This is a genomic window from Streptomyces sp. NPDC001599 (genome assembly GCF_042893535.1).
GTDB lineage: Bacteria > Actinomycetota > Actinomycetes > Streptomycetales > Streptomycetaceae > Streptomyces.
On the sequence record NZ_JBIAVA010000008.1, the window covers coordinates 46,479 to 67,125 of the forward strand.

Consider the following 20,647-nt stretch of genomic DNA (forward strand, 5'->3'; position numbering starts at 1 on the left):
GCCTGGGCCTTCTGCTCGGACGGGGAAGGGGGCGACGGCGACGGGCGCGCGGGACTATTCGGCGGCGACGGCGATGGCCTCGCCGTCCACGTCGCGGATCGGCGTGGCACGGTCGGCGACGAGCGCGTACAGCACCGCGGCGATGACGGCGCCCACGAACCAGGAGAACCCGGCCGCTGCGTGGAAGAAGGGGACGAGCGCGGCGATGACGGCGATCGCGGCGGCGGGGACGAAGGCGGCGACCGCCCGCGGGTTGTAGCCGCGCCGGTAGTGGTACTCGGCGCCCGCGTCCTCGGTGTAGAGGGCCGGCACGTTCACGCGGGACTTCCGCAGCAGCCAGTAGTCCGCCATGATCACCCCGAACAGGGGGCCGAGCAGCGCGCCGAGCCCGCCGAGGAAGTAGTTCACGACGACCGGGCTGTTGTAGAGGTTCCAGGGCGTGATCACCAGGCCCAGGACCGCGCTGACCAGACCCGCGCGGCGGAAGTCCAGCCGGTGCGGGAAGAGGTTGACCAGGGCGTAGATCGGCGCGACGAAGTTGGCCAGCAGGTTCACCGCCACCGTGAGGGCGATCAGACACAGCGAGGCGACGGCCAGCAGGAACATGTTGGGGATGGTCCTGACGATGTCCGTCGGACTGGTGATCACGTGCCCGTCGAGGGTGAACTGGGCTCCGCTGAGCACCGCCACGATGACCGCGAAGAAGAGCATGTTCACCGGGATGCCGATCACGTTGCCCCGGACGATGGATCCGCGGCTGCGCGCGGACCGGGTGAAGTCGCAGAAGTTCAGTACGAAGGTCCCGTAGATCACCACCCAGAGGGCGGCGGCCTGGAGCACCTGGAGCCACATCGCGCCGCCGGTGAGCGGATCGTCGATGGACACGGAGACCGATCCGTCGGCCCGGACGAACATCCACACCGCGAGGGCGCACATCGTCAGCAGGGTGGTCGGCGCGGCGAAGGCCATGTAGCGGCGGATCATCTGCATCCCGTAGCTGACGATGAGCACCTGGAGGGCCCACAGCACGAGGAAGGTGATCCAGCCGAGCGTCGACTGGCCGAGCAGGGAGTTCGTGTCCAGGGAGGCCAGGGAGGGGAACATGGCCACCAGGAGGGCGCTCAGCACGACGGACGCGAGATAGGTCTGGATACCAAACCAGGCGATGGCCACGGCTCCGCGCACGACGGCCGGAATCTTCGCTCCCCGGATACCGAAGGCGATGCGGCTCATGACGGGGAACGGGACGCCCGTCTTGTGACCCATGAACCCGGAGAGCGTGAGCAGGAGGAAGAGCAGGACCGAGGCGAGTGCGAAGGCGGCGAGGATGCCCCACACGTTCAGCCCCAGGGCGAACAGGCCGATGGCGAAGGCGTAGTTGCCCAGGCTGTGCACGTCGTTGGCCCAGAGGGTGAAGACGTTGTAGGCGCCCCAGCGGCGGCCCTCCCGCTTCGTCGGGGCGAGGTCGTAGGTGTAGAGGCCTGAACTGGTGGCGGTGTCGCCGGTCCCGGCGGACGAGCGGCGGTCTTCCAGGGCAGTCATACGGGACTCCTGGGATCAGGTGCGGGGAGTTGGAGGGTTCCACAAAGCGGAAGTGGCTTTCCGGTGCACAGAACGTAGTTTTCGCCAAACCGCACCGTCAAGAGGTCTGCGGCAAATGGAATACCATTTTTGGTCCTGTTGACAGTCCTGTGAGCCGTCTCTACCCTGACGCCCCGTCATTACATCGATGTAAAGGCCTCGGGAGAGGACCCCCACGTGCTTCCCAGCCCCTCACACCGTCCCCGCGCCCGCCTCGGCCCGCTCCTCGCCGCCCTTCTCGGGCTGGTCGTGGGCCTGCTGCCCGGACTCACCGGACCCCCCGCGGCGGCGGCAGCAGCCCAACCCCGCGCCCACGCCTTGGCGGCCGGCACCTTCCGCAACCCGCTCAACAGCGGGCCCGACCCCTTCATGACGCACTGGAAGGGCGACTACTACCTCACCACCACCCAGGGCAACAGCATCAGGATGTGGCGCTCCCCCTCCCTGGGCACCCTGCCGGCCGCGGACCCGGTCACGGTGTGGACCGACACCGACCCGTCCCGCAACCGCAACATCTGGGCCCCGGAGTTCTACCGGTTCGGCGACCGCTGGTACCTCTACTACACGGCCGACGACGGCGTGGACGACCACCACCGGCTGTACGTCCTGGAGTCGGACCGCGACGACCCCGCCGGCCCCTACCACTTCAAGGGCAAGCTCGCCCCGCCCAACCACGCGAACGACTTCGCCATCGACGCGGGCATCCTCCGGCTCGGCGGCCGGCTCTACCTCGCCTACAGCGGCATCAACCAGTACCAGCACAACGGGATCAACCTCGCCCCGATGGCCAACCCGTACACCGTCTCCGGGAACGCGGTCGCGATCAACGCGGCGGGCGGCTGCCCCGAGGTGCGGGAGGGACCCGAGTTCCTCTACCGGGGCGGCCGGGTCTGGATGACGTACTCCACCTGCGACACGGGCAAGCCGGACTACCAGGTCTGGATGATGTCGATGCCGCTGGACGCCGACCCGCTGGTGCCGGGCAACTGGCACCAGCACCAGGGCCCGGTGTTCTCCCGGGCCGACGACCGGGGCGTCTTCGGGCCGGGCCACCACGCCTTCTTCACGTCGCCCGACGGGACCGAGGACTGGATCGTCTACCACGCCAAGACCACGTCGGTGAACACCTACACCAACCGCACCACCCGGGCGCAGAGGTTCACCTGGCGGGCCGACGGCACCCCCGACTTCGGCCGTCCGCTGGCCATGGGCGCCACCCAGGACCTGCCCTCCGGCGATCCCGGCTCGGGCAACCACTGGATCAACGACGACGGCCGCTCCAGCGGCACCGGGAGCGTCACCTACACCGGAGCCTGGAACTCCGGCACCGGCTGCGCCACGCAGTGCTTCTGGAGCGACGACCACTGGAGCGACCGGGCCGGTGCCACGGCCACCTTCTCCTTCACGGGCACCCGCATCGCCCTGCTCTCGGTCAAGGACACCGGCAACGGCTACGCGGCCGTCAGCATCGACGGCGGTCCCGAGCAGCGGGTGGACTTCCATCACTCGATCCGCGTGGGCGAGGCGGTGCAGTACGTCAGCCCACGGCTCGCGAACGGCGGCCACACCCTGCGGATCCGGGTGACGGGAGAGCACGACCCCCAGTCCGGGGCGTCCTTCGTGAGCGTCGACCGGGCCGAGGTCTACACGGACTGAGCGTCAGCGCCGCTCGTGGCCCTGCGTGCTCTCCCTCAGGACGAGCCGGTGGGCCACGATGCGGTCCTGTGCCTGTACCCCCGACCCGGCACCGTCCGGCGCCGTCGCCTCCTCGATGCGGTGCTGGAGCAGTTGCACGGCGACCTTGGCCACCGCCGCCTTGTCCGGCGCCACCGTGCTCAGCGTCGGGACGCTGAACCGACCGCCCTCCACGTCGTCGAAGCCGATCACGGCGACGTCCCCGGGCACCGAGAGCCCGTGCTCGTGCAGGGCGCGCAGCGCACCCAGGGCCAACTGGTCGTTGAGGCAGAGCAGCGCGTCGGGCCGGGCGCCCCGTGCGAGCGCCCGCGCCACGGCCCGGGCGCCGTCGGGCATCCGGAAGGAGTCGACCGGCAGCAGGGCGGCCGGATCGTAGGCGAGGCCCGCCTCCGCCAGGGCGGCACGGTAGCCCCGGGTGCGGGCCTGCGCCGTCCCCAGGCCCGAGTCGTCGCGCCCCCCGACGGCGAGGATGGTGCGGCGCCCGAGCCCGATCAGGTGGCGGGTCGCCTCGCGTGCGGCACTCTCGTTGTCGATGGCCACGTGGTCGGCGCCCTCCTCCAGCAGCTCCCCGAGCAGCACCGTGGGCGGGAGGCCCGTACGGTCCCGCAGGTCGTCGGCGGTCAGCGCCAGCGGGCTGAGGATGATCCCGTCCACGAAGGTGGAGCCGAACCCGGCCAGCGCCGCCAGCTCGTGGTCGCGGTCCGCCCCGGACTGGTGGATCAGCACCGTCAGGGACCGCTCCTCGGCCTCGCGGATGACATGCCGGGCCAGCTCCGCGAAGTACGGTATGTCCAGTTCCGGGACGACGAGCGCGATGATGCCGGTTCTGCCCTTGCGCAGGTGACGGCCGGCCAGGTTGACCCGGTAGCCGAGGTGTTCGATCGCCTCGCGCACCACCTGCCTGGTCCGGTCGGAGACATGGGCGTAGTCGTTGATGACATTGGACACCGTCTTCTCCGAAACGCCCGCATGACGTGCGACGTCCTTGATCCTGGGCCGTGCCACCGAGACCTCCCTGCCTCTTTCGCGCTGCCCGAGTGTATGTCCCGGTGCGGGGAGGGCTTCGGTGCAGGCCCACTTTCCCCCAGCTCTTTACAGCCAATGTACATCGATGTAAAAACTAGCCACCGCATGAGCTCCGGCCGTCGAAAGGTCCGCGATGAGTTCCCGTTTGCCTGCCCAGGGGGTGCCGACCGTGTCCGACCCGGTCCGCCGCCCCAGCCGCCGCCGGATACTGCGTCACGCCATGGCCGGTGCGGGAGCCCTGCTCGCCGCGGGCCCGCTGTCCGGCTGCGCCTCACCGGCCTCGGCCTCCGGGGCGTCCGCGCTGAGCGTCTGGGACCTCTTCCAGGGCGGTGACGGCATGCTCATGGACGACATGATCGAGGCCGTGTCCAAGGGGGCCGGGGGAGCTGAGGGCTTCGAGATCGACCGGACGATCCTGGACTGGGGCCCGTCGTACTACACCAAGCTCGCCATGTCCGCGGCCGGCGGCCGGGCCTCCGACGTGGCCGCCATGCACCTGTCCCGGCTGGCGGGCTACGCCCCCGGCGGCCTGGTGGACGCCTTCGACCTGGACCTGCTCGCCGAGTACGGCGTCACGGAGAAGGACTTCACCCCGGCCGTGTGGTCGCGCACCCGGCACGAGGGGACCGTCTACGCGATCCCGCTGGATGTCCACCCCTTCATCGTGTTCTACGACAAGAAGGCCGCCGAGAAGGCCGGACTCCTGGACACCTCCGGCGAGCTGGCATCCATGGGCTCGCCCGAGGCCCTGCTGGAGGCGGGCAAGGCCCTCGCCGAGGCGACCGGCGAGTCGGGCATCCTGTTCGGCCACGTCACCGACACGGCACAGAACTGGCGCCTGTTCGCCGGCCTCTACGCCCAGACCGGCGCCGCCTTCGACCTGCCGGACGGCGGTCCCCCGAAGATCGACGTCGACGCCGCCGTACGCGTCGTCACCCTCATGACGCGGCTCTTCGACGGGAAGACCAACCCCAACAACCTGGACTACAACGGCGCGCTGGCCGCCTTCAGCAGCGGACGCGGCGGCATGGCGATGCTCGGCGAGTGGGAGCTGCCGACGCTGAAGAAGTCCGGCATGGAGCTGGGCGCCGCGCCGTTCCCGCAGGTCTTCGAGAAGCCGGCCGTCTACACCGACAGCCACAGCTTCGTCCTCCCGCACCAGGACAGCCCCGACCCGGCCCGGCGCCGCGAGGCCCACCGGTACGTCGCGCAGATACTCAAGCAGAGCCTCACCTGGGCGAGCGCCGGACACATCCCCGCCTACCAGCCCGTCCTCGCGGAGCCCGAGTACGCGGCACTCGACCCCCAGTCCTCCTACGCCGACGCCGCCCGGGTGGCGGTGCTCGACCCGCCCAACTGGTTCGCGGGCGCCGGTTCCAACTTCCAGAACCGGATGTGCCAGCCGCTCCAGTCGGCGCTGCTGGGCGACACCACCCCCGAGAAGGCGGTGCGGCAGATGGTCCGCGAGGCGGACACCCTGCTGCGGCAGCCCAATCCGGTGGCCTGACCAGCGAAAGGAGTGACCGACGTGACCACCACCGCACCCCTCGGCGCCGAGGAGCGGACCGCCCCGCCCGCCGTTCCCCCGGGCGGCCGCCGCTCCGTCCTCGGCCGCATACGCACCGGCAACGGGCTCGTGTTCGTCCTGCCGTTCCTGCTCGTGTTCGGCCTCTTCATGGTGTGGCCGATCGTGCAGGGGCTCTGGATGAGCTTCACCGACAGCTCGCTCGCCCTGCGCGACACGAGCTTCGTAGGCTTCGACAACTACACCGAGGCGTTCGGCGATCCGGACGTGTGGAGCAGCCTCGGCAACACCGTCTTCTTCACCGTCGTCTCCAGCGTCCCGCTGGTGCTGGTCGCGCTGGCGATGGCCCTGCTGGTGCACAGCGGACTCGCCGGGCAGTGGGCGTGGCGCCTGTCGTTCTTCGCGCCCTACCTGCTGCCCGTGACCGTCGTGACCATGATCTGGACCTGGCTCTACCAGCCCGAACTGGGCATGGCCAACCAGCTCCTGGACACGCTCGGCATGGCGCCGGTCGGCTGGCTGTCCGACGAGTCCGTCGCGATGTGGTCGGTGGCGGCGCTCACCGTCTGGTGGACGGTCGGCTTCAACTTCCTGCTCTACCTCGCGGCGCTCCAGTCCCTGCCCACCACCTTCGACGAGGCGGCGGCACTCGACGGGGCTGGCGCCTGGCGCCGCCTGTGGTCGATCACCCTGCCCCAACTGCGCAGGACCACCGGCCTGGTGGCCATGCTCCAGGTGCTGGCCTCCCTCAAGGTGTTCGACCAGATCTACATCCTCACCAAGGGCGGGCCCAACGGGTCGACCAGGCCGGTCCTGGAGTACGTCTACGACGTCGGCTTCACCGGCTACCGCCTGGGCTACGCCTCCGCCGTCTCGTACCTCTTCTTCGCCCTGATCGTCCTCGTCTCGCTCGTGCAGCTCCGCCTCTTCCGCCGGGAGGACTGATCGTGTCCGCAACCGCCACCACCCTCCGTACCCGGCGCCGTCCACCCCGCGAAGCGGCCGGCTCGCCCCTGCTCCTCGGCCACGGCAGGCTGCCCCGCGTCCTGGCCGGGACCGCGCTCGTCGTCCTCGCCGTCGTCTGGCTGCTGCCGTTCGTCTGGGCGGTCATCACCTCGGTGCAGAGCGAGGAGGACATCAACACCACCGGGCTGTCCCCGTTCAAGGGCGCCTTCACCCTGGACGCCTACCAGCAGATACTGGAACGCGGCAACGTCACCGTCTGGGCCTTCAACAGCTTCCTGATCTCCTCCCTGGTCACCATGATCACCGTCGCGGTCTCCACCCTCGCCGCGTACGGCTTCTCCCGCGGCACCTTCCGCGGCCGCCGGGGGCTGCTCGGCGTCACCGTCGCCGCCATCATGGTCCCGCCGCAGCTGCTCGTCGTGCCGCTGTTCGACCAGATGACCCTGTTCAACCTGGTGGACACCTATGCGGCGGTCATCCTGCCCCAGGTCGTCGCACCGATGATGGTCTTCATCCTCAAGCGGTTCTTCGACGCCGTCCCCAGGGAGCTGGAGGAGGCGGCCCGCATCGACGGCGCCTCCGAGTTCCGGGTCTTCCGGTCGATCGTGCTGCCGCTCTCCCGGCCGATCGTGGCCGCGGTGGCGATCTTCGTCTTCATCGGCGCCTGGAACAACTTCATGTGGCCGTTCATCGTCACCAACGACCCCGACCTGATGACCCTCCCGGTGGGCCTGGCCACCGTGAAGGACGCCTACGGCATCCAGTACGCGCAGTCCATGGCCTCCGCCCTGCTGGCCGCGCTGCCGCTGATCGTGGTGTTCCTCCTCTTCCAGCGCCGCATCGTCAACTCCGTCGCCACCACCGGCCTCGGCGGTTCCTGAACCCTCACAGCTGTACCCACGGGCTCGGCGTTCGCGCGCCCGGCCCACCGATCGACTGGAGCATGTGTGCCCACTCACTCCGTACCGCGCCCGGAGTACCCGCGACCGCAGTTCGTGCGCCGCGACTGGCTCAACCTGAACGGCGCCTGGCAGTTCGAGACCGACCGGGGGGACAGCGGCCTCGAACGCGGTCTGCTCGACCGCGAGCTGCGCGAGGAGATCCTCGTCCCCTTCCCGCCCGAGTCCGAGCTGTCCGGCATCGGCGACACGGACTTCCTGGAGGCCGTCTGGTACCGGCGGACCCTCACTCTCCCGGCCGCCTGGGCCGGACGCCACGTGCTGCTGCACTTCGGCGCCGTCGACCACGACACCACCGTGTGGGCCGACGGCAAGGAGGTCGCCCGGCACCGCGGCGGCTTCACGCCCTTCACCGCCGACCTCGGCGACGTCGCCGGGGCGGGGGAGGAGGTCGTGATCACCGTGCGGGCCCGCGACCCCAAGTCCGGGCCGCAGGCGCGCGGCAAGCAGGCGATCAAGTACGCCAACCACGACTGCAACTACACCCGCGTGACCGGTATCTGGCAGACCGTCTGGCTGGAACCCGTCCCCGTCACCCATCTGCGCCGCCCCCGCATCACCCCCGACCTGGCCGGCTCCGCCTTCCACCTCGAACTGCCCCTGTCCGGCAACCGGCCGGGGCACCGGGTGCGCGCCGTCCTCAGCGACGCCGACGGAGAGGTGAGCCGCGCCGAGGCGCGCGCCGACCTCGACCTCGCCCCGCGCCTGCACCTGCCGGTGCCGGACGACCGGCGGCGCGAGTGGGGACCCGAGGACCCGCACCTGTACGACCTGCGCCTCGAACTCCTCGACGCCGCCGGGCAGGTGGTCGACAGCGCCGAGAGCTACGCCGGACTGCGCGCGGTGGGACTGCGCGGCAAGGCCGTCCTGCTCAACGGCCGCCCCGTCTTCCAGCGCCTCGTCCTCGACCAGGGCTGGTACCCGGACGGGCTGATGACCGCCCCCACCGACGAGGCCCTGGTGCGGGACATCGAGCTGGCCATGGCGGCCGGCTTCAACGGGGCCCGGCTGCACCAGAAGGTCTTCGAGGAGCGCTTCCTCCACCACGCCGACCGCCTCGGATACCTGGTCTGGGGCGAGTTCGGCGACTGGGGCTGCGAGACGGGAGGTTCCTCCGGCGACAACCAGAAGCCCGACGCCTCCTACGTCGCCCAGTGGCTGGAAGCCCTGGAGCGCGACTACTCGCACCCCTCGATCATCGGCTGGTGCCCGCTCAACGAGACCTACCAGAAGCTGCACGACCGGATCACCCAGCTCGACGACGTGACCCGGGCGATGTTCCTGGCCACCAAGGCCATGGACACCACCCGCCCCGTCGTCGACGCGTCCGGCTACGCCCACCGGGTCGCCGAGACCGACATCTACGACTCCCACAACTACGAGCAGGACCCCGCCGCCTTCCGGGAGCTGATGTCCGGCCTGGCCAAGGACGCGCCCTTCGTCAACGCCCACGAGAGCGGTGCCGCCTACTCCCAGCCCTACCGGGGCCAGCCGTACTTCGTCAGCGAGTTCGGCGGCATCTGGTGGGACCCCGAGGCGGCAGCCGCACAGTCCGGCGAGGACCGCACCCTCTCCTGGGGCTACGGGGAACGCGTCCGGGGCGAGGACGAGTTCCACGAGCGGTTCGGCGGCCTCACCGGGGTCCTGCTCGGCGACCGTGACATGTTCGGCTACTGCTACACCCAGTTGACCGACGTCTTCCAGGAGCAGAACGGCATCTACCGCTTCGACCGGGGCGAGAAGCTCGACATCGCCCGGGTCCGCGCCGCCCAGCTGCGTCCGGCGGCCATCGAGGAGCCGGAGGCGTAGCCCGCACGGGGGCCGGAGGCGAAGCGCCGCCTCCGGCCCCCGTGCGCGCGGATCAGAACGGCCGGTCGCCCTCGATCGCCACGCGTTCGGCGACCCGCCGCTCGGACCCGTAGTCACCCACCGCGTAGTGCTGGGTGGCGCGGTTGTCCCAGAAGGCGACGTCGCCGGGCTGCCAGCGCCAGCGCACCTGGTACTCGGGCACGTGCGCCTGCTGGAAGAGGAACCGCAGCAGCTGGTCGCTCTCGTCGCGGTCCATGCCGGTGATACGGGTGGTGAACGAGGCGTTGACGAAGAGCATGCGCCGCCCCGTCTCGGGGTGGGTGCGCACGACGGGGTGCTCCACGGGCGGGAGGAGGTCCTGGTGCGGCAGCAGCCGCTCGGCTCCGTAGAACCGCGCGAAGCCGGGGATGAAGTCGTGGACGGCCAGGGCGCCGTCGACGCGCTCCTGCACCGCTCGGGGCAGGTTGTCGTAGGCCGCGGCCATGTCCGCCCACATGGTGTCGCCGCCGAACGGCGGCACCTCGCGCAGTTGCAGCACCGCGCCGAGCGCGGGCCGTTCGCGGAAGGTGACGTCCGTGTGCCACACGTTCTCGTACGTCGGCACGGCCCCGTCGCCCTTGTCGAACCGGACGACGTCGTCGCTGGAACCGGCGGCGAGCAGGGGGTTGGTCTCCAGCGCCCCCCAGTTGCCGGCGAAGTCGCGCTGCTGGTCGGAGGTGAGGTGGGCGCCGCGGAAGAACAGCACCTTCCACTCCAGCAGGGCACGGTTCAGCTCCTCGCGCAGCGCGGGCGTGAGCGGGCGGGAGAGGTCGGCTCCGCGGATCTCCGCGCCGATGGTGCGAGCCTGCGGGACGACCTCGAAGAGTTCGTAGGGCCGTTCCTCCCAGCCCTCGGGCAGTCGGCGCAGAATGCGCCGGCCCTCGTACATTCCGTCGCCCGGAATGCGTGCTTCGCGCAGGACGGTGCTCGGACCGACGGACGTGACGGACATGGGAGTCCTCCCCTTGGTATGACGGTACGCGTGAGATCCGGCCCGGGGTGGCACGAGGCCACGCCGAACGGCCGGGGAAACGAGGGTGCTACGGGTGCTCCGGGCCGTGGACCAGAGGGAATGCCGACGGGCTACGACGCGAGGGGCGTCGGACGGTCGGTGCGGAGAAGGCCGTTAAAGGCCGGAACGCTCACAGCCGGTCCGCTCGGGCACGCGGGGACACTCCGCCGTGGTGCCGAACCGGTATGTGGTCATGGCACCGATTGTGTGATCTTTCCTCGCCCGTGTCAATGGGCTCACGCGGGGAGGGGAGCGAACGGAAGGAGGTCGTCCCCCTCGGGCTGGACGACGCCGTAGCTGCTCTCGGGCACCTTGTTCCACACGCCGGGCAGGTCGCCCAGGGGTTCCGACACGATCAGCCGGGTGCTGTCGGACGCCTCCCTGAGGAAGGGCAGTCCGGGATGCAGCGCGCGCAGGCTCTCCACCCGGCTGCTGTAGTAGAGCGACCGCGACTGGGCCTGGCTGGAGTAGCGGAAGGCCCACAGGCGGTGCCCGTCGGTCACGGCGACCGTCATCTGCAGCGGGAACTCCACGCCGTGTTCGTGACCGATCTCCTCCACCAGCCCCGCCATCCGGGCCACGGCAGCGGGAGGATCGTCCTCCAGACCGAGCGTGAGCGCCAGATAGAACATCATCTCCGAGTCCGTCGACCCCTCGATGTCGAGGAAGAGCCGCGGGTCGACGGCCAGCGCGAGGTCCCGGCGCAGCCGGTGGAACTCGGCGATCGCGCCGTTGTGCATCCACATCCACCGGCCGTGGCGGAACGGATGGCAGTTGGTCTGCTGCACCGGGCTGCCCGTCGACGCCCGGATGTGCGCGAAGAACAGGGGCGAGCGGACATGGCTCGCGATCTCCCGCAGGTTGCGGTTGCTCCAGGCCGGCCCGACCTCCCGGACGATGGCGGGTGTGTGCATCTCCGGCCCGAACCAGCCGACGCCGAACCCGTCCCCGTTGGTCGTCTCGACGCCCATGCGGGCGTGCAGGCTCTGGTCGATGAGCGAGTGCTCGGGCTGGTACAGCAGGGACTCCAGGAGGACGGGTGTCCCCGAGTAGGCGAGCCATCGGCACATCGCTCCGTCGCCTCCCTAGTGGGCCGGGGCGCCCCGGACGTCAGTCGACCGGCCAGGTGTGGACCGGGGCGTTGAGGTGCATGTAGTCCATGTACTGCTGGGTCATCCGGCGCAGCGCCTCGTGCCGGCCGGGCCGGGCGCCGGCGTCGATGTGGTGGAACATCTCCTTCTGCCACACCGCGCCGTTGCGGCCGGTGACACACCGCTGCTCGATGATGCCGAGCAGCGGCTCCCGCCAGGCGGAGTCCATGCCCGACAGCTCCAGCCCCCGGTGCGCCAGCGGCAGCAGGCGGCGCAGGACCAGTTCGGGCACCGTCACCTCGCCCACGCCGGGCCAGTACAGGTGCGCCTCGATGCCGTGCCGGGCGGCGGTGTGCAGGTTGTCCTCGGCGACCGAGAAGGACATCCGCGACCACACCGGCCGCTCCTCCTCCACCAGGGCGCGGGTGAGCCCGTAGTAGAAGGCGCCGTTGGCGAGGGTGTCGGCGACGGTCGGGCCGGCCGGCAGGACGCGGTTCTCGACGCGGACGTGCGGCTTGTCGTGCGCGACGGCGTAGACGGGCCGGTTCCAGCGGTAGATCGTGCCGTTGTGGAGGGTGAGCTCGCCCAGTTCGGGGATGTCGCCGCGGTCGAGGGTCTCGGCGGGGTCCTGCTCGTCGCACAGCGGCAGCAGCGCCGGGAAGTAGCGGAGGTTCTCCTCGAACAGGTCGAAGACGCTGTTGATCCAGCGCTCCCCGAACCACACCCGCGGCCTGACCCCCTGCGCCTTGATCTCCTGCGGCCGGGTGTCGGTGGCCTGTTCGAACAGGGGGATGCGGCTCTCGTGCCACAGCTCCTTGCCGAGCAGGAAGGGCGAGTTGGCCGCGAGGGCGACCTGGACACCGGCGATGGCCTGGGCCGCGTTCCAGTAGTCGGGGAACTCCTCCGGGGCGACCTGGAGGTGGAACTGGGTGCTGGTGCAGGCGGCCTCGGGCGTGATCGTGTCCGCGTAGGTCCGCAGCCGGTCGACGCCGTCCACCTCGATGTGCAGGTCCTCGCCCCGGGCGGCGAACACCTGGTCGTTGAGCAGCCGGTAGCGCGGGTTCTCCGACAGGGCCGCCTCGCCCACGTCCGACTGGCGCAGCGTGGGCAGGGTGCCGACCATGATCAGATGGGCGCCGACCGACGCGGCGCGGTCCTCGGCGTGGTTGAGAGCGGCGCGGATCTCGCTCTCCCAGGCGTCGGGGCCGCCCGCCGTCAGCTGCCGGGGCGGGATGTTGATCTCCAGGTTGAACCGGCCCAGCTCGGTGGACCAGGCCGGGTCCGCGATCGCTTCGAGGGCGTCGCTGTTGCACATCGCCGGTTCGGCGTCGTCGTCGACCAGGTTCAGCTCGATCTCCAGGCCGACCTGGGGCCGCTCGGTCTCGAACCGGGACTCGCGCAGCATCTGCGCGAAGGCCTCCAGGCACTCCTGCATCTTGACGCGGTAGCGGCGGCGGTCCTCGCGGGTGAAGACCAGCGCCGGGACGTCCCGTCCCATCGGTCCTCCCGGGGTTGCCTTCCTCGGACGCTCCTCCACCCCAGCGTCGCACCACCCGGCGCACCCCACCAGACGAGACGGAGCGGGGGCCCACCGCACCGTGTGCGATGGACCCCCGTCGGTTCAGGTCCTGGTAGGGCCGATCGGCCTTACAGCTTGCCGGACGCGCGGACCTTGATCTCCTTGGAGGTCTTGCCCGCGGGCGAGGAGCCGTAGCCCTCGATCTTGTCCACCACGTCCGTGCCCTCGACGACCTTGCCGAAGACGACGTGCTTGCCGTCCAGCCACGGGGTGGGCACGGTGGTGACGAAGAACTGCGAGCCGTTGGTGTTCGGGCCCGCGTTCGCCATCGAGAGCAGGTACGGCTCGGTGTGCTTGAGCTGGAAGTTCTCGTCCGCGAACTTCTCGCCGTAGATGCTCTTGCCCCCGGTGCCGTTGCCCGCGGTGAAGTCACCGCCCTGGAGCATGAACTGCGGGATCACGCGGTGGAACGGGGAACCCGCGTAACCGAAGCCGTGCTCGCCGGTGGCCAGCTCCAGGAAGTTCTTGGCCGTCTTGGGGGTCACGTCCTCGAAGAGTTCGAAGACGATGCGGCCCGCATCCTGGCCGTCGATGTCGATGTCGAAGTAAACCTTGGAATTGCTCATCGCACCATTGTGACCTGTGACCCCCGGTGATGCCGAACCGGCTGCCCGTTCAGCGTGTGGCGAGCAGGCCGAGGGTGTCGATCACGCGGTTGGAGAAGCCCCACTCGTTGTCGTACCAGGCGACCACCTTGATGTGACGGCCCTCCACGCGCGTCAGCGCCGAGTCGAAGATCGACGAGGCCGGGTTGCCCGTGATGTCGGAGGAGACCAGCGGGTCCTCCGAGTACTCCAGCACACCGGCGAGCGGCCCCTCGGCGGCGGCGCGGTAGGCCGCCAGGACGTCCTCGCGCGTCACGTCGCGGGCGACCGTCGTGTTCAGCTCGACGATCGAGCCGACCGGGACCGGCACGCGGATCGAGTCGCCCGACAGCTTGCCGTCCAGGCCCGGCAGCACCAGGCCGATGGCCTTGGCCGCGCCCGTCGTGGTCGGCACGATGTTCACCCCGGCGGCGCGGGCGCGGCGCGCGTCGCGGTGCGGGCCGTCCTGGAGGTTCTGCTCCTGCGTGTAGGCGTGCACCGTCGTCATGAAGCCGTGCTCGATGCCGGCCAGCTCGTCCAGCACCGCGGCGAGCGGCGCGAGGGCGTTGGTGGTGCAGGAGGCGTTGGAGACGATCGTGTGCGCGGCCGGGTCGTAGGCGTCGGTGTTCACGCCGTACGCGAGCGTCACGTCGGCGCCGCTCGACGGGGCGCTGACCAGGACCTTCCGGGCGCCCGCGGTGAGGTGGGCGCGGGCGGCGTCGGCCGAGGTGAAGCGGCCGGTCGACTCCAGCACGATGTCGACGCCCAGCTCCGCCCAGGGCAGCCGGGCGGGCTCGCGCTCGGCCAGCACCTTGATGCGGTGCCCGTCGACGACCAGGGTGTCCCCGTCGACGGACACCGGGCGGCCGAGCCGGCCGGCCGTCGAGTCGAAGGCGAGCAGTCGGGCCAGGGTGGCGGGCTCCGTGAGGTCGTTGACGGCGACGACCTCGAGCTTCGTGTCGCGTTCGAGCAGTGCGCGCAGCACGTTGCGCCCGATGCGGCCGAATCCGTTGATGCCGATGCGAGTCATGAGTGGTGTGTCCCTTCGTTTCGCCACCAGGTCCTTCGCCACCAGGCTCGCGCACGCCGGGGGCGGGTGGCAGCGGCGTGAGTGCCACGGTTCGAAAGGATCACGCCAGGAGAGGGTGACGGCGCGCGGCCCGGCTATTCGCCCCGGGCGAAGGTGCGCCGGTACTCGCTGGGTGTGGTGCCGAGGATGCGCTGGAAGTGCAGCCGCAGGTTCGCGCCGGTGCCGAGCCCGACGTCCGCGGCGATCTGCTCGACACCGCGCTCGGAGCGTTCGAGCAGCTCACGGGCCATGTCGAGACGAGCACGCATGACCCACTGCATCGGGGTGTACCCGGTGTCCTCGACGAAGCGCCGGGAGAGGGTGCGCGCCGACACCGCCGCGTGCCGGGCCAGCGCCTCCAGGGTGAGCGGCTCACCGAGCCGGCGCAGTGCCCACTCGCGGGTGGCGGCGAACCGCTCGCCGAGCGGCTCCGGCACACTGCGCGGCACGTACTGGGCCTGACCGCCGCTGCGGTAGGGGGCCGCCACCAGACGCCGGGCCGCGTGGTTGGACGCGGCCACCCCGAGGTCGCCGCGCAGGATGTGCAGGCACAGGTCGATGCCGGAGGCGGCGCCCGCGGACGTCAGGACGCTGCCCTCGTCGACGAACAGCACGTTCTCGTCGACCAGCACGCCCGGGTGCTTCGCCGCGAGCGCCCGGGTGTAGTGCCAGTGAGTGGTGGCCCGCCTGCCGTCGAGCAGGCCCGTGGCGGCGAGCGCGAACGCGCCGGTGGAGATGGCGGCGAGCCGCGCTCCCCGGTCGTGGGCCGCCGTCAGCGCGTCGATGACGGTCCGCGGCGGGTCTTCCACGTCGGGGGAGCGGTAACCGGGGAGGAAGACCACGTCGGCCCACGCCAGGGCGTCGAGGCCGTGGGCGACGTGGTACGACAGGCCGTCACCGCCGGTCACCAGGCCGGGGGACGCGCCGCACACCCGTACCTCGTACGGCATGCTCGCGCGCGTCGTGAAGACCTGCGCCGGAATGCCGACGTCGAGGGGTTTCGCGCCCTCCAGGACGAGGACGGCGACGCGGCGCAGGCGGGAGGACGGCACGACAAGAGCGTACGCGGGCAGTGACCGGAGGTCAGTCCAGGCCGAGGACGTTCATCGTGTGCTCGGCCATGCGCCGCTCGCCGAGGGCGTTGGGGTGGACGGGAACGAGGTTGTGCCCGAACAGCAGCGGTTCGATCCAGCGGGTGCCGGGGGCCTCGCAGGCGTCGTGGCCGTCGGACACCCCGGAGAAGTCCACGTAGGTGGCTCCGGTCTCCTCGGCGGCACGCCGGACCGCGTCGTTGAGGTGCGCTTGGATGGCCCGCAGGTAGGGCACGTCACCGGCGGCGACGGGCAGCTTCAGGAAGCAGGACGGGTCGGCGGCGGCGGGGGTGATCCACGGGTAGCCGAGGGCCGCCACCCTGGCGTGCGGAGCCCTGGCGCGGACGCCGAGCAGCGCTTCCTTGAGCGCGGGGTACGTGTTGGCCTCGATCTCGTCGTCGAAGGAGGTGCCGTGCTTGTCCTTGCAGGGGCTGCCCTTGCCGCCGCTGAGGACCCCCGCGGTGCCGCAGGCCGTGATGGCGTTGATGAACGTGCTGTTGTCGTTGCCGCCGATGGTGAGCGTGACCAGGTCCGTGTCGGTGCGGAGCGCGTCCAACTGGGGTGCGACGCCCGGGTACTGGGCCTCGGTGAAGTCGGCGGTCTGCGCGGCGCCGCAGGTGACGTCCTTGAGGCGGGCGCCCGTCGCGTCCGCGACGACGTGGGGGTAGTTGGCCGTCGAGCGCAGGCACAGCAGGTTGGTGAGGTCGACGGGCAGGACGCCGGAGCCGGCGCTGTAGCTGTCGCCGAGGGCGACGTAGTCCAGCGTGTCGGGTGTGGCGTGGGCGGTGGCGTCCGTGAGGCCGAGGGCCAGTGCGGCGACGGCAGTTGCTGTCGCGGTCATGACACGGCGAAGGGCATGCTTCGGCATGTGCTCTCTCTTCTTCGGGAGGGCGGCAGCGAGGGTTACCGAGCGGTTCTACTTTTAAGTAATGTGCAGGGCGGTTGACTCGAAGTCAACGTTGTTGACACAGCTTCTTGCAGAGCCGCGCACCGGCGCGCTGTTCTAGAGTTGCCCTCGCCCGTCCAGACGATTCCGTGGACCTGTGAGGTACTGACCAGCCATGACGACCGAAACGTTTGAGTTCCAGGTAGAGGCGCGTCAGCTGCTCCAGCTGATGATTCACTCCGTCTACTCGAACAAGGATGTCTTCCTGCGCGAGCTCGTCTCCAACGCGTCCGACGCGCTGGACAAGCTGCGCCTCGCCGCCCTGCGCGACGACGTCCCCGGCGCCGACGTGAGCGACCTGCACATCGAGTTGGAGGTCGACAAGGACGCCCGCACCCTGACCGTGCGGGACAACGGCATCGGCATGTCGTACGACGAGGTCACGCGGCTGATCGGCACGATCGCCAACTCGGGCACCGCCAAGTTCCTCGAGGAACTGCGGGAGGCCAAGGACGCGGCCGGGGCCGACGGTCTCATCGGCCAGTTCGGCGTCGGCTTCTACTCGGGCTTCATGGTGGCGGACGAGGTCACCCTGGTCACCCGGCACGCCGGAGAGACCGAGGGCACCCGGTGGACCTCCCGCGGCGAGGGCACCTACACCCTGGAACGGATCGGCGAGGCCCCGCAGGGCACCGCGGTCACGCTGCACCTCAAGCCGGCCGACGCCGAGAACCAACTGCACGACTACACCGCCGCGTGGAAGATCAAGGAGATCGTCAAGCGGTACTCGGACTTCATCACCTGGCCGGTCCGCCTGCTGCCGGAGCCGGGCGCCGACGGTGACGCCGCCGAGGCCCGCGAGGCCGAGACGCTCAACTCGATGAAGGCCCTGTGGGCGCGTCCGCGCGACGAGGTGTCCGACGACGAGTACCACGAGCTGTACAAGCACATCGCCCACGACTGGCGCGACCCGCTGGAGACGATCCGGCTCCAGGCGGAGGGCACCTTCGAGTACCAGGCCCTGCTCTTCGTGCCCTCGCACGCCCCGCACGACCTGTTCACCCAGGGCTACCGGCGCGGCGTCCAGCTGTACGTGAAGCGCGTCTTCATCATGGACGACTGCGAGGAACTGCTGCCGTCCCACCTCCGCTTCGTCAAGGGCGTCGTCGACGCGCAGGACCTCTCGCTCAACGTCTCCCGCGAGATCCTCCAGCAGGACCGCCACATCCGCATGATCCAGCGCCGGTTGACGAAGAAGGTCCTCGCGACGGTCAAGGACCTCAGGACCTCGGCGCCGGACCGGTACGCCACGTTCTGGCGCGAGTTCGGCCCGGTGCTCAAGGAAGGCCTGGTCACCGACTCCGAGAACCGGGACGCGATCCTGGCCGCCTGTTCGTTCGCCTCCACCCACGACGCCGACGAGCCCACCGCGCTCAAGGACTACGTGGAGCGGATGAAGGACGGACAGGAGGACATCTACTACATGACGGGCGAGTCCCGTCAGGCCATCGAGAACTCCCCGCACATGGAGGCGTTCCGGGCCAAGGGTGTGGAGGTCCTCCTGCTCACCGACGCCGTCGACGAGGTCTGGGTCGACGCGGTCGGGGAGTACGAGGGCAGGACGCTGCGCTCGGTGGCCAAGGGCGAGATCGACCTCTCCGGCACCGAGGCGGACAAGAGCGACGCCGAGAAGGAGAAGCAGGGCGAGGAGTACGCCGGGCTGCTCGGTTGGATGACGGAGCACCTGGGCGAGGAGGTCAAGGAGGTCCGGCTCTCCTCCCGCCTCACCGTCTCCCCGGCGTGCGTCGTCTCCGACACGGGTGAGCTGACGCCCGCCCTGGAGAACATGTACCGGGCGATGGGCCAGGAGGTGCCCGGCGCCAAGCGGATCCTCGAACTCAACCCCGAGCACCAGCTGGTGAAGTCCCTGAACCGGGCCTGGACCGACCAGCGGGACCGCGCGGAGCTGACCGAGACCGCCGAACTGCTGCACGCCCTCGCGGTGCTCGCCGAGGGTGGCCGCCCCAAGGAGCCCGCCCGGTTCGTGCAGCTGATGGCGGACCGCCTGGAGCGCACGCTGTAACCGGCCGGAAGACTGCGCAGGACCCGGAAGACCGGGCAAGACCCGGAAGACCGGGCAAGACCCGGAAGACCGGGCAAGACCCCGAAGAACACGGGCGCCACGCCGTCCCGCCATCCGCATGGCGAGACGGCGTGGCATCCGGAGCACACTCCTCCGTATCTTCGTACGCATGTATGCATCGGCTCCGCTGCTGTGCCTCGCGCTCTTCGCGTGCTCGGCGTGGTGCGTCGACGACGGCCTCTGTCGCCGCTGACCCTCCGGACCGGCCGCGCTCCCCGCGCCGCCGGTCCGCCCGCGTCCGCCGTCCCCGTGCACACCACCCCGGAGATTCTTCCGTGACCACCGCACCCCCGGCCGCCCCGGCCGCGCCGCCGCGCGCGCCCACCGCCCTGTTCACCCCCTCGCCCACCTCCTCGGCGCGGCCCGACGCGCCGCCCCTGCCGCCGGTGCGGCGGACGCCGCTCGCCGTGTCCGGGCTGCTCGCCACCGCCCTGACCGCGTACGTGTGGTCCGCGCACGGCGCCAAGCCCGGCGTGCTGCTCCTGCTCGGCCTCGGCCTGGGCGTCGCCCTCTTCCACTCCCGGTTCGGCTTCACCTCCGCCTGGCGGCAGCTGGTCGCCGTCGGCAACGGGACCGGGCTGCGGGCGCACGCGCTGCTGCTGGGCACCACGGCCACCCTGTTCGCGCTCGTCATCGGTACGGAGACCGGGCTGTTCGGCTCCCAGCCCGCGCCGTCCGCCGGGCCGATCGGCGTCGGGCTGTTCGCCGGTTCGGCGCTCTTCGCGATCGGCATGCAGCTCGGCGGCGCCTGCGCCTCGGGCACCCTGTTCGCGGTCGGCTCGGGGCAGACGTCGATCGTGCTGACCCTGGGCGGCTTCGTCGCGGGCGCCACGCTGGCCGCCTGGCAGTTCGACCTGTGGAAGGACCTTCCGGCCTGGGAGCCCGTCGTGCTGTCCGACCACATCGGCTGGTTCGGCTCCTGGGCCGTGACCGTCGCCGCACTGCTCGTCGTGGTGCTGGTCAGCCGCCGCGTCCAGGCCCGCCGCAACCCGCCCCCGCTGGGCGCCGTGCCCTCGGCGCGCCGGGCGGCCGTCCGCGCCCTCCGCGGTTCCTGGCCGCTGGCCGTCGGCGCCCTGGCGCTGGCCGTGCTCGGCGCGGGCGTCCTGCTGGTCTCCGGCGGCGCCTGGGGTGTCACCAGCGCCTTCAGCCTGTGGGGCTCGGAACTGGTCGGCGCGGTCGGCGGCCACCCGGAGCACTGGACCTGGTGGCAGCGGCCCGGCAACGCCGAGATGCTGGCCGGTCCGGTGCTCGCCGACAAGACCAGCCTCACCGACATCGGCATCATGATCGGCGCGGCCGTCGCCGCCTCGCTCGGCGGCACCTGGGCGCTGCACCGGGGCATCCCGTGGCGTACCGCCGTCGCGGCGGTGCTCGGCGGTGTGCTGATGGGTATCGGCGCCCGGCTGGCCGGCGGCTGCAACATCGGCGCCTACCTGGCGGGCATCGCCTCGGGCAGCCTCAGCGGCTGGCTGTGGGGCGCCTTCGCACTGGCCGGCACCTGGGCCGGCCTCAAGCTGCGGCCCCTGTTCGGCCTGGGCAACCCCAAGCCGGGCGACGGCGTCTGCTGACGGGGGACGCCCGTGCGGCGCGGG

General features: G+C 70.8%; 16 protein-coding genes. 7 read left to right on the forward strand and 9 right to left on the reverse strand.

Annotation, left to right across the window (positions count from 1 at the left end):
- Positions 1-54 precede the first annotated feature (54 nt).
- Positions 55-1,542, reverse strand: a complete 1,488-nt coding sequence (locus ACFYZ3_RS21020) for an NCS1 family nucleobase:cation symporter-1 (protein ID WP_388519758.1) — start codon at positions 1,540-1,542, stop codon at positions 55-57.
- 216 nt (positions 1,543-1,758) lie between these two features.
- On the opposite strand from ACFYZ3_RS21020, the gene ACFYZ3_RS21025 reads away from it, so the two are divergent.
- Positions 1,759-3,237 carry a family 43 glycosylhydrolase gene (locus ACFYZ3_RS21025; protein WP_388519761.1) on the forward strand — a complete coding sequence of 493 codons (1,479 nt, stop codon included), beginning with the start codon at positions 1,759-1,761 and terminating at the stop codon, positions 3,235-3,237.
- Between the two features lie 3 nt (positions 3,238-3,240).
- Here the strand turns inward: ACFYZ3_RS21025 and ACFYZ3_RS21030 are convergent, their stop codons facing one another.
- On the reverse strand, positions 3,241-4,281 hold the full coding sequence (locus tag ACFYZ3_RS21030) for a LacI family DNA-binding transcriptional regulator (protein ID WP_388519764.1): 1,041 nt from the start codon (positions 4,279-4,281) through the stop codon (positions 3,241-3,243).
- Between the two features lie 154 nt (positions 4,282-4,435).
- On the opposite strand from ACFYZ3_RS21030, the gene ACFYZ3_RS21035 reads away from it, so the two are divergent.
- The 4 genes from ACFYZ3_RS21035 to ACFYZ3_RS21050 all read left to right on the forward strand — a co-directional run bounded on the left by ACFYZ3_RS21035 (position 4,436) and on the right by ACFYZ3_RS21050 (position 9,561).
- On the forward strand, positions 4,436-5,809 hold the full coding sequence (locus ACFYZ3_RS21035) for an extracellular solute-binding protein (protein ID WP_388519767.1): 1,374 nt from the start codon (positions 4,436-4,438) through the stop codon (positions 5,807-5,809).
- Positions 5,810-5,830: 21 nt separating this feature from the next.
- Positions 5,831-6,772, forward strand: coding sequence for a carbohydrate ABC transporter permease (locus ACFYZ3_RS21040; protein ID WP_162833472.1), 942 nt, complete (start codon positions 5,831-5,833; stop codon positions 6,770-6,772).
- Between the two features lie 2 nt (positions 6,773-6,774).
- On the forward strand, positions 6,775-7,674 hold the full coding sequence (locus ACFYZ3_RS21045) for a carbohydrate ABC transporter permease (protein ID WP_388519770.1): 900 nt from the start codon (positions 6,775-6,777) through the stop codon (positions 7,672-7,674).
- A 66-nt stretch (positions 7,675-7,740) separates the two neighbouring features.
- On the forward strand, positions 7,741-9,561 hold the full coding sequence (locus tag ACFYZ3_RS21050) for a glycoside hydrolase family 2 protein (protein WP_388519773.1): 1,821 nt from the start codon (positions 7,741-7,743) through the stop codon (positions 9,559-9,561).
- Between the two features lie 52 nt (positions 9,562-9,613).
- Here the strand turns inward: ACFYZ3_RS21050 and ACFYZ3_RS21055 are convergent, their stop codons facing one another.
- From ACFYZ3_RS21055 to ACFYZ3_RS21085, 7 genes are all read right to left on the reverse strand, one after another.
- Entirely contained in the window at positions 9,614-10,552 is a 939-nt protein-coding gene (locus tag ACFYZ3_RS21055; protein WP_388519776.1) for a TauD/TfdA dioxygenase family protein, read from the reverse strand.
- Between the two features lie 296 nt (positions 10,553-10,848).
- Positions 10,849-11,682, reverse strand: a complete 834-nt coding sequence (locus ACFYZ3_RS21060; RefSeq protein ID WP_388519779.1) for a class II glutamine amidotransferase — start codon at positions 11,680-11,682, stop codon at positions 10,849-10,851.
- Positions 11,683-11,722: 40 nt separating this feature from the next.
- Positions 11,723-13,201: a glutamate-cysteine ligase family protein gene (locus ACFYZ3_RS21065; RefSeq protein ID WP_388519782.1), complete on the reverse strand. Its 1,479-nt coding sequence runs from the start codon at positions 13,199-13,201 to the stop codon at positions 11,723-11,725.
- 149 nt (positions 13,202-13,350) lie between these two features.
- Entirely contained in the window at positions 13,351-13,848 is a 498-nt protein-coding gene (locus tag ACFYZ3_RS21070; protein ID WP_123621002.1) for a peptidylprolyl isomerase, read from the reverse strand.
- A gap of 49 nt (positions 13,849-13,897) precedes the next feature.
- On the reverse strand, positions 13,898-14,896 hold the full coding sequence (gene gap / locus ACFYZ3_RS21075) for a type I glyceraldehyde-3-phosphate dehydrogenase (RefSeq protein WP_388519785.1): 999 nt from the start codon (positions 14,894-14,896) through the stop codon (positions 13,898-13,900).
- Positions 14,897-15,030: 134 nt separating this feature from the next.
- Positions 15,031-15,987: a GlxA family transcriptional regulator gene (locus tag ACFYZ3_RS21080; RefSeq protein WP_388519788.1), complete on the reverse strand. Its 957-nt coding sequence runs from the start codon at positions 15,985-15,987 to the stop codon at positions 15,031-15,033.
- A 31-nt stretch (positions 15,988-16,018) separates the two neighbouring features.
- Complete coding sequence (locus ACFYZ3_RS21085; protein ID WP_388519790.1) at positions 16,019-16,894, reverse strand: SGNH/GDSL hydrolase family protein; 876 nt, start codon at positions 16,892-16,894, stop codon at positions 16,019-16,021.
- A gap of 193 nt (positions 16,895-17,087) precedes the next feature.
- Here ACFYZ3_RS21085 and htpG point away from each other — a divergent pair, with 193 nt between their 5' ends.
- Together htpG and ACFYZ3_RS21095 are read left to right on the forward strand one after the other, a co-directional pair.
- Positions 17,088-18,995: a molecular chaperone HtpG gene (gene htpG / locus ACFYZ3_RS21090; RefSeq protein ID WP_388519793.1), complete on the forward strand. Its 1,908-nt coding sequence runs from the start codon at positions 17,088-17,090 to the stop codon at positions 18,993-18,995.
- A 335-nt stretch (positions 18,996-19,330) separates the two neighbouring features.
- Positions 19,331-20,623, forward strand: a complete 1,293-nt coding sequence (locus ACFYZ3_RS21095) for a YeeE/YedE family protein (protein WP_388519796.1) — start codon at positions 19,331-19,333, stop codon at positions 20,621-20,623.
- Positions 20,624-20,647 lie beyond the last annotated feature (24 nt).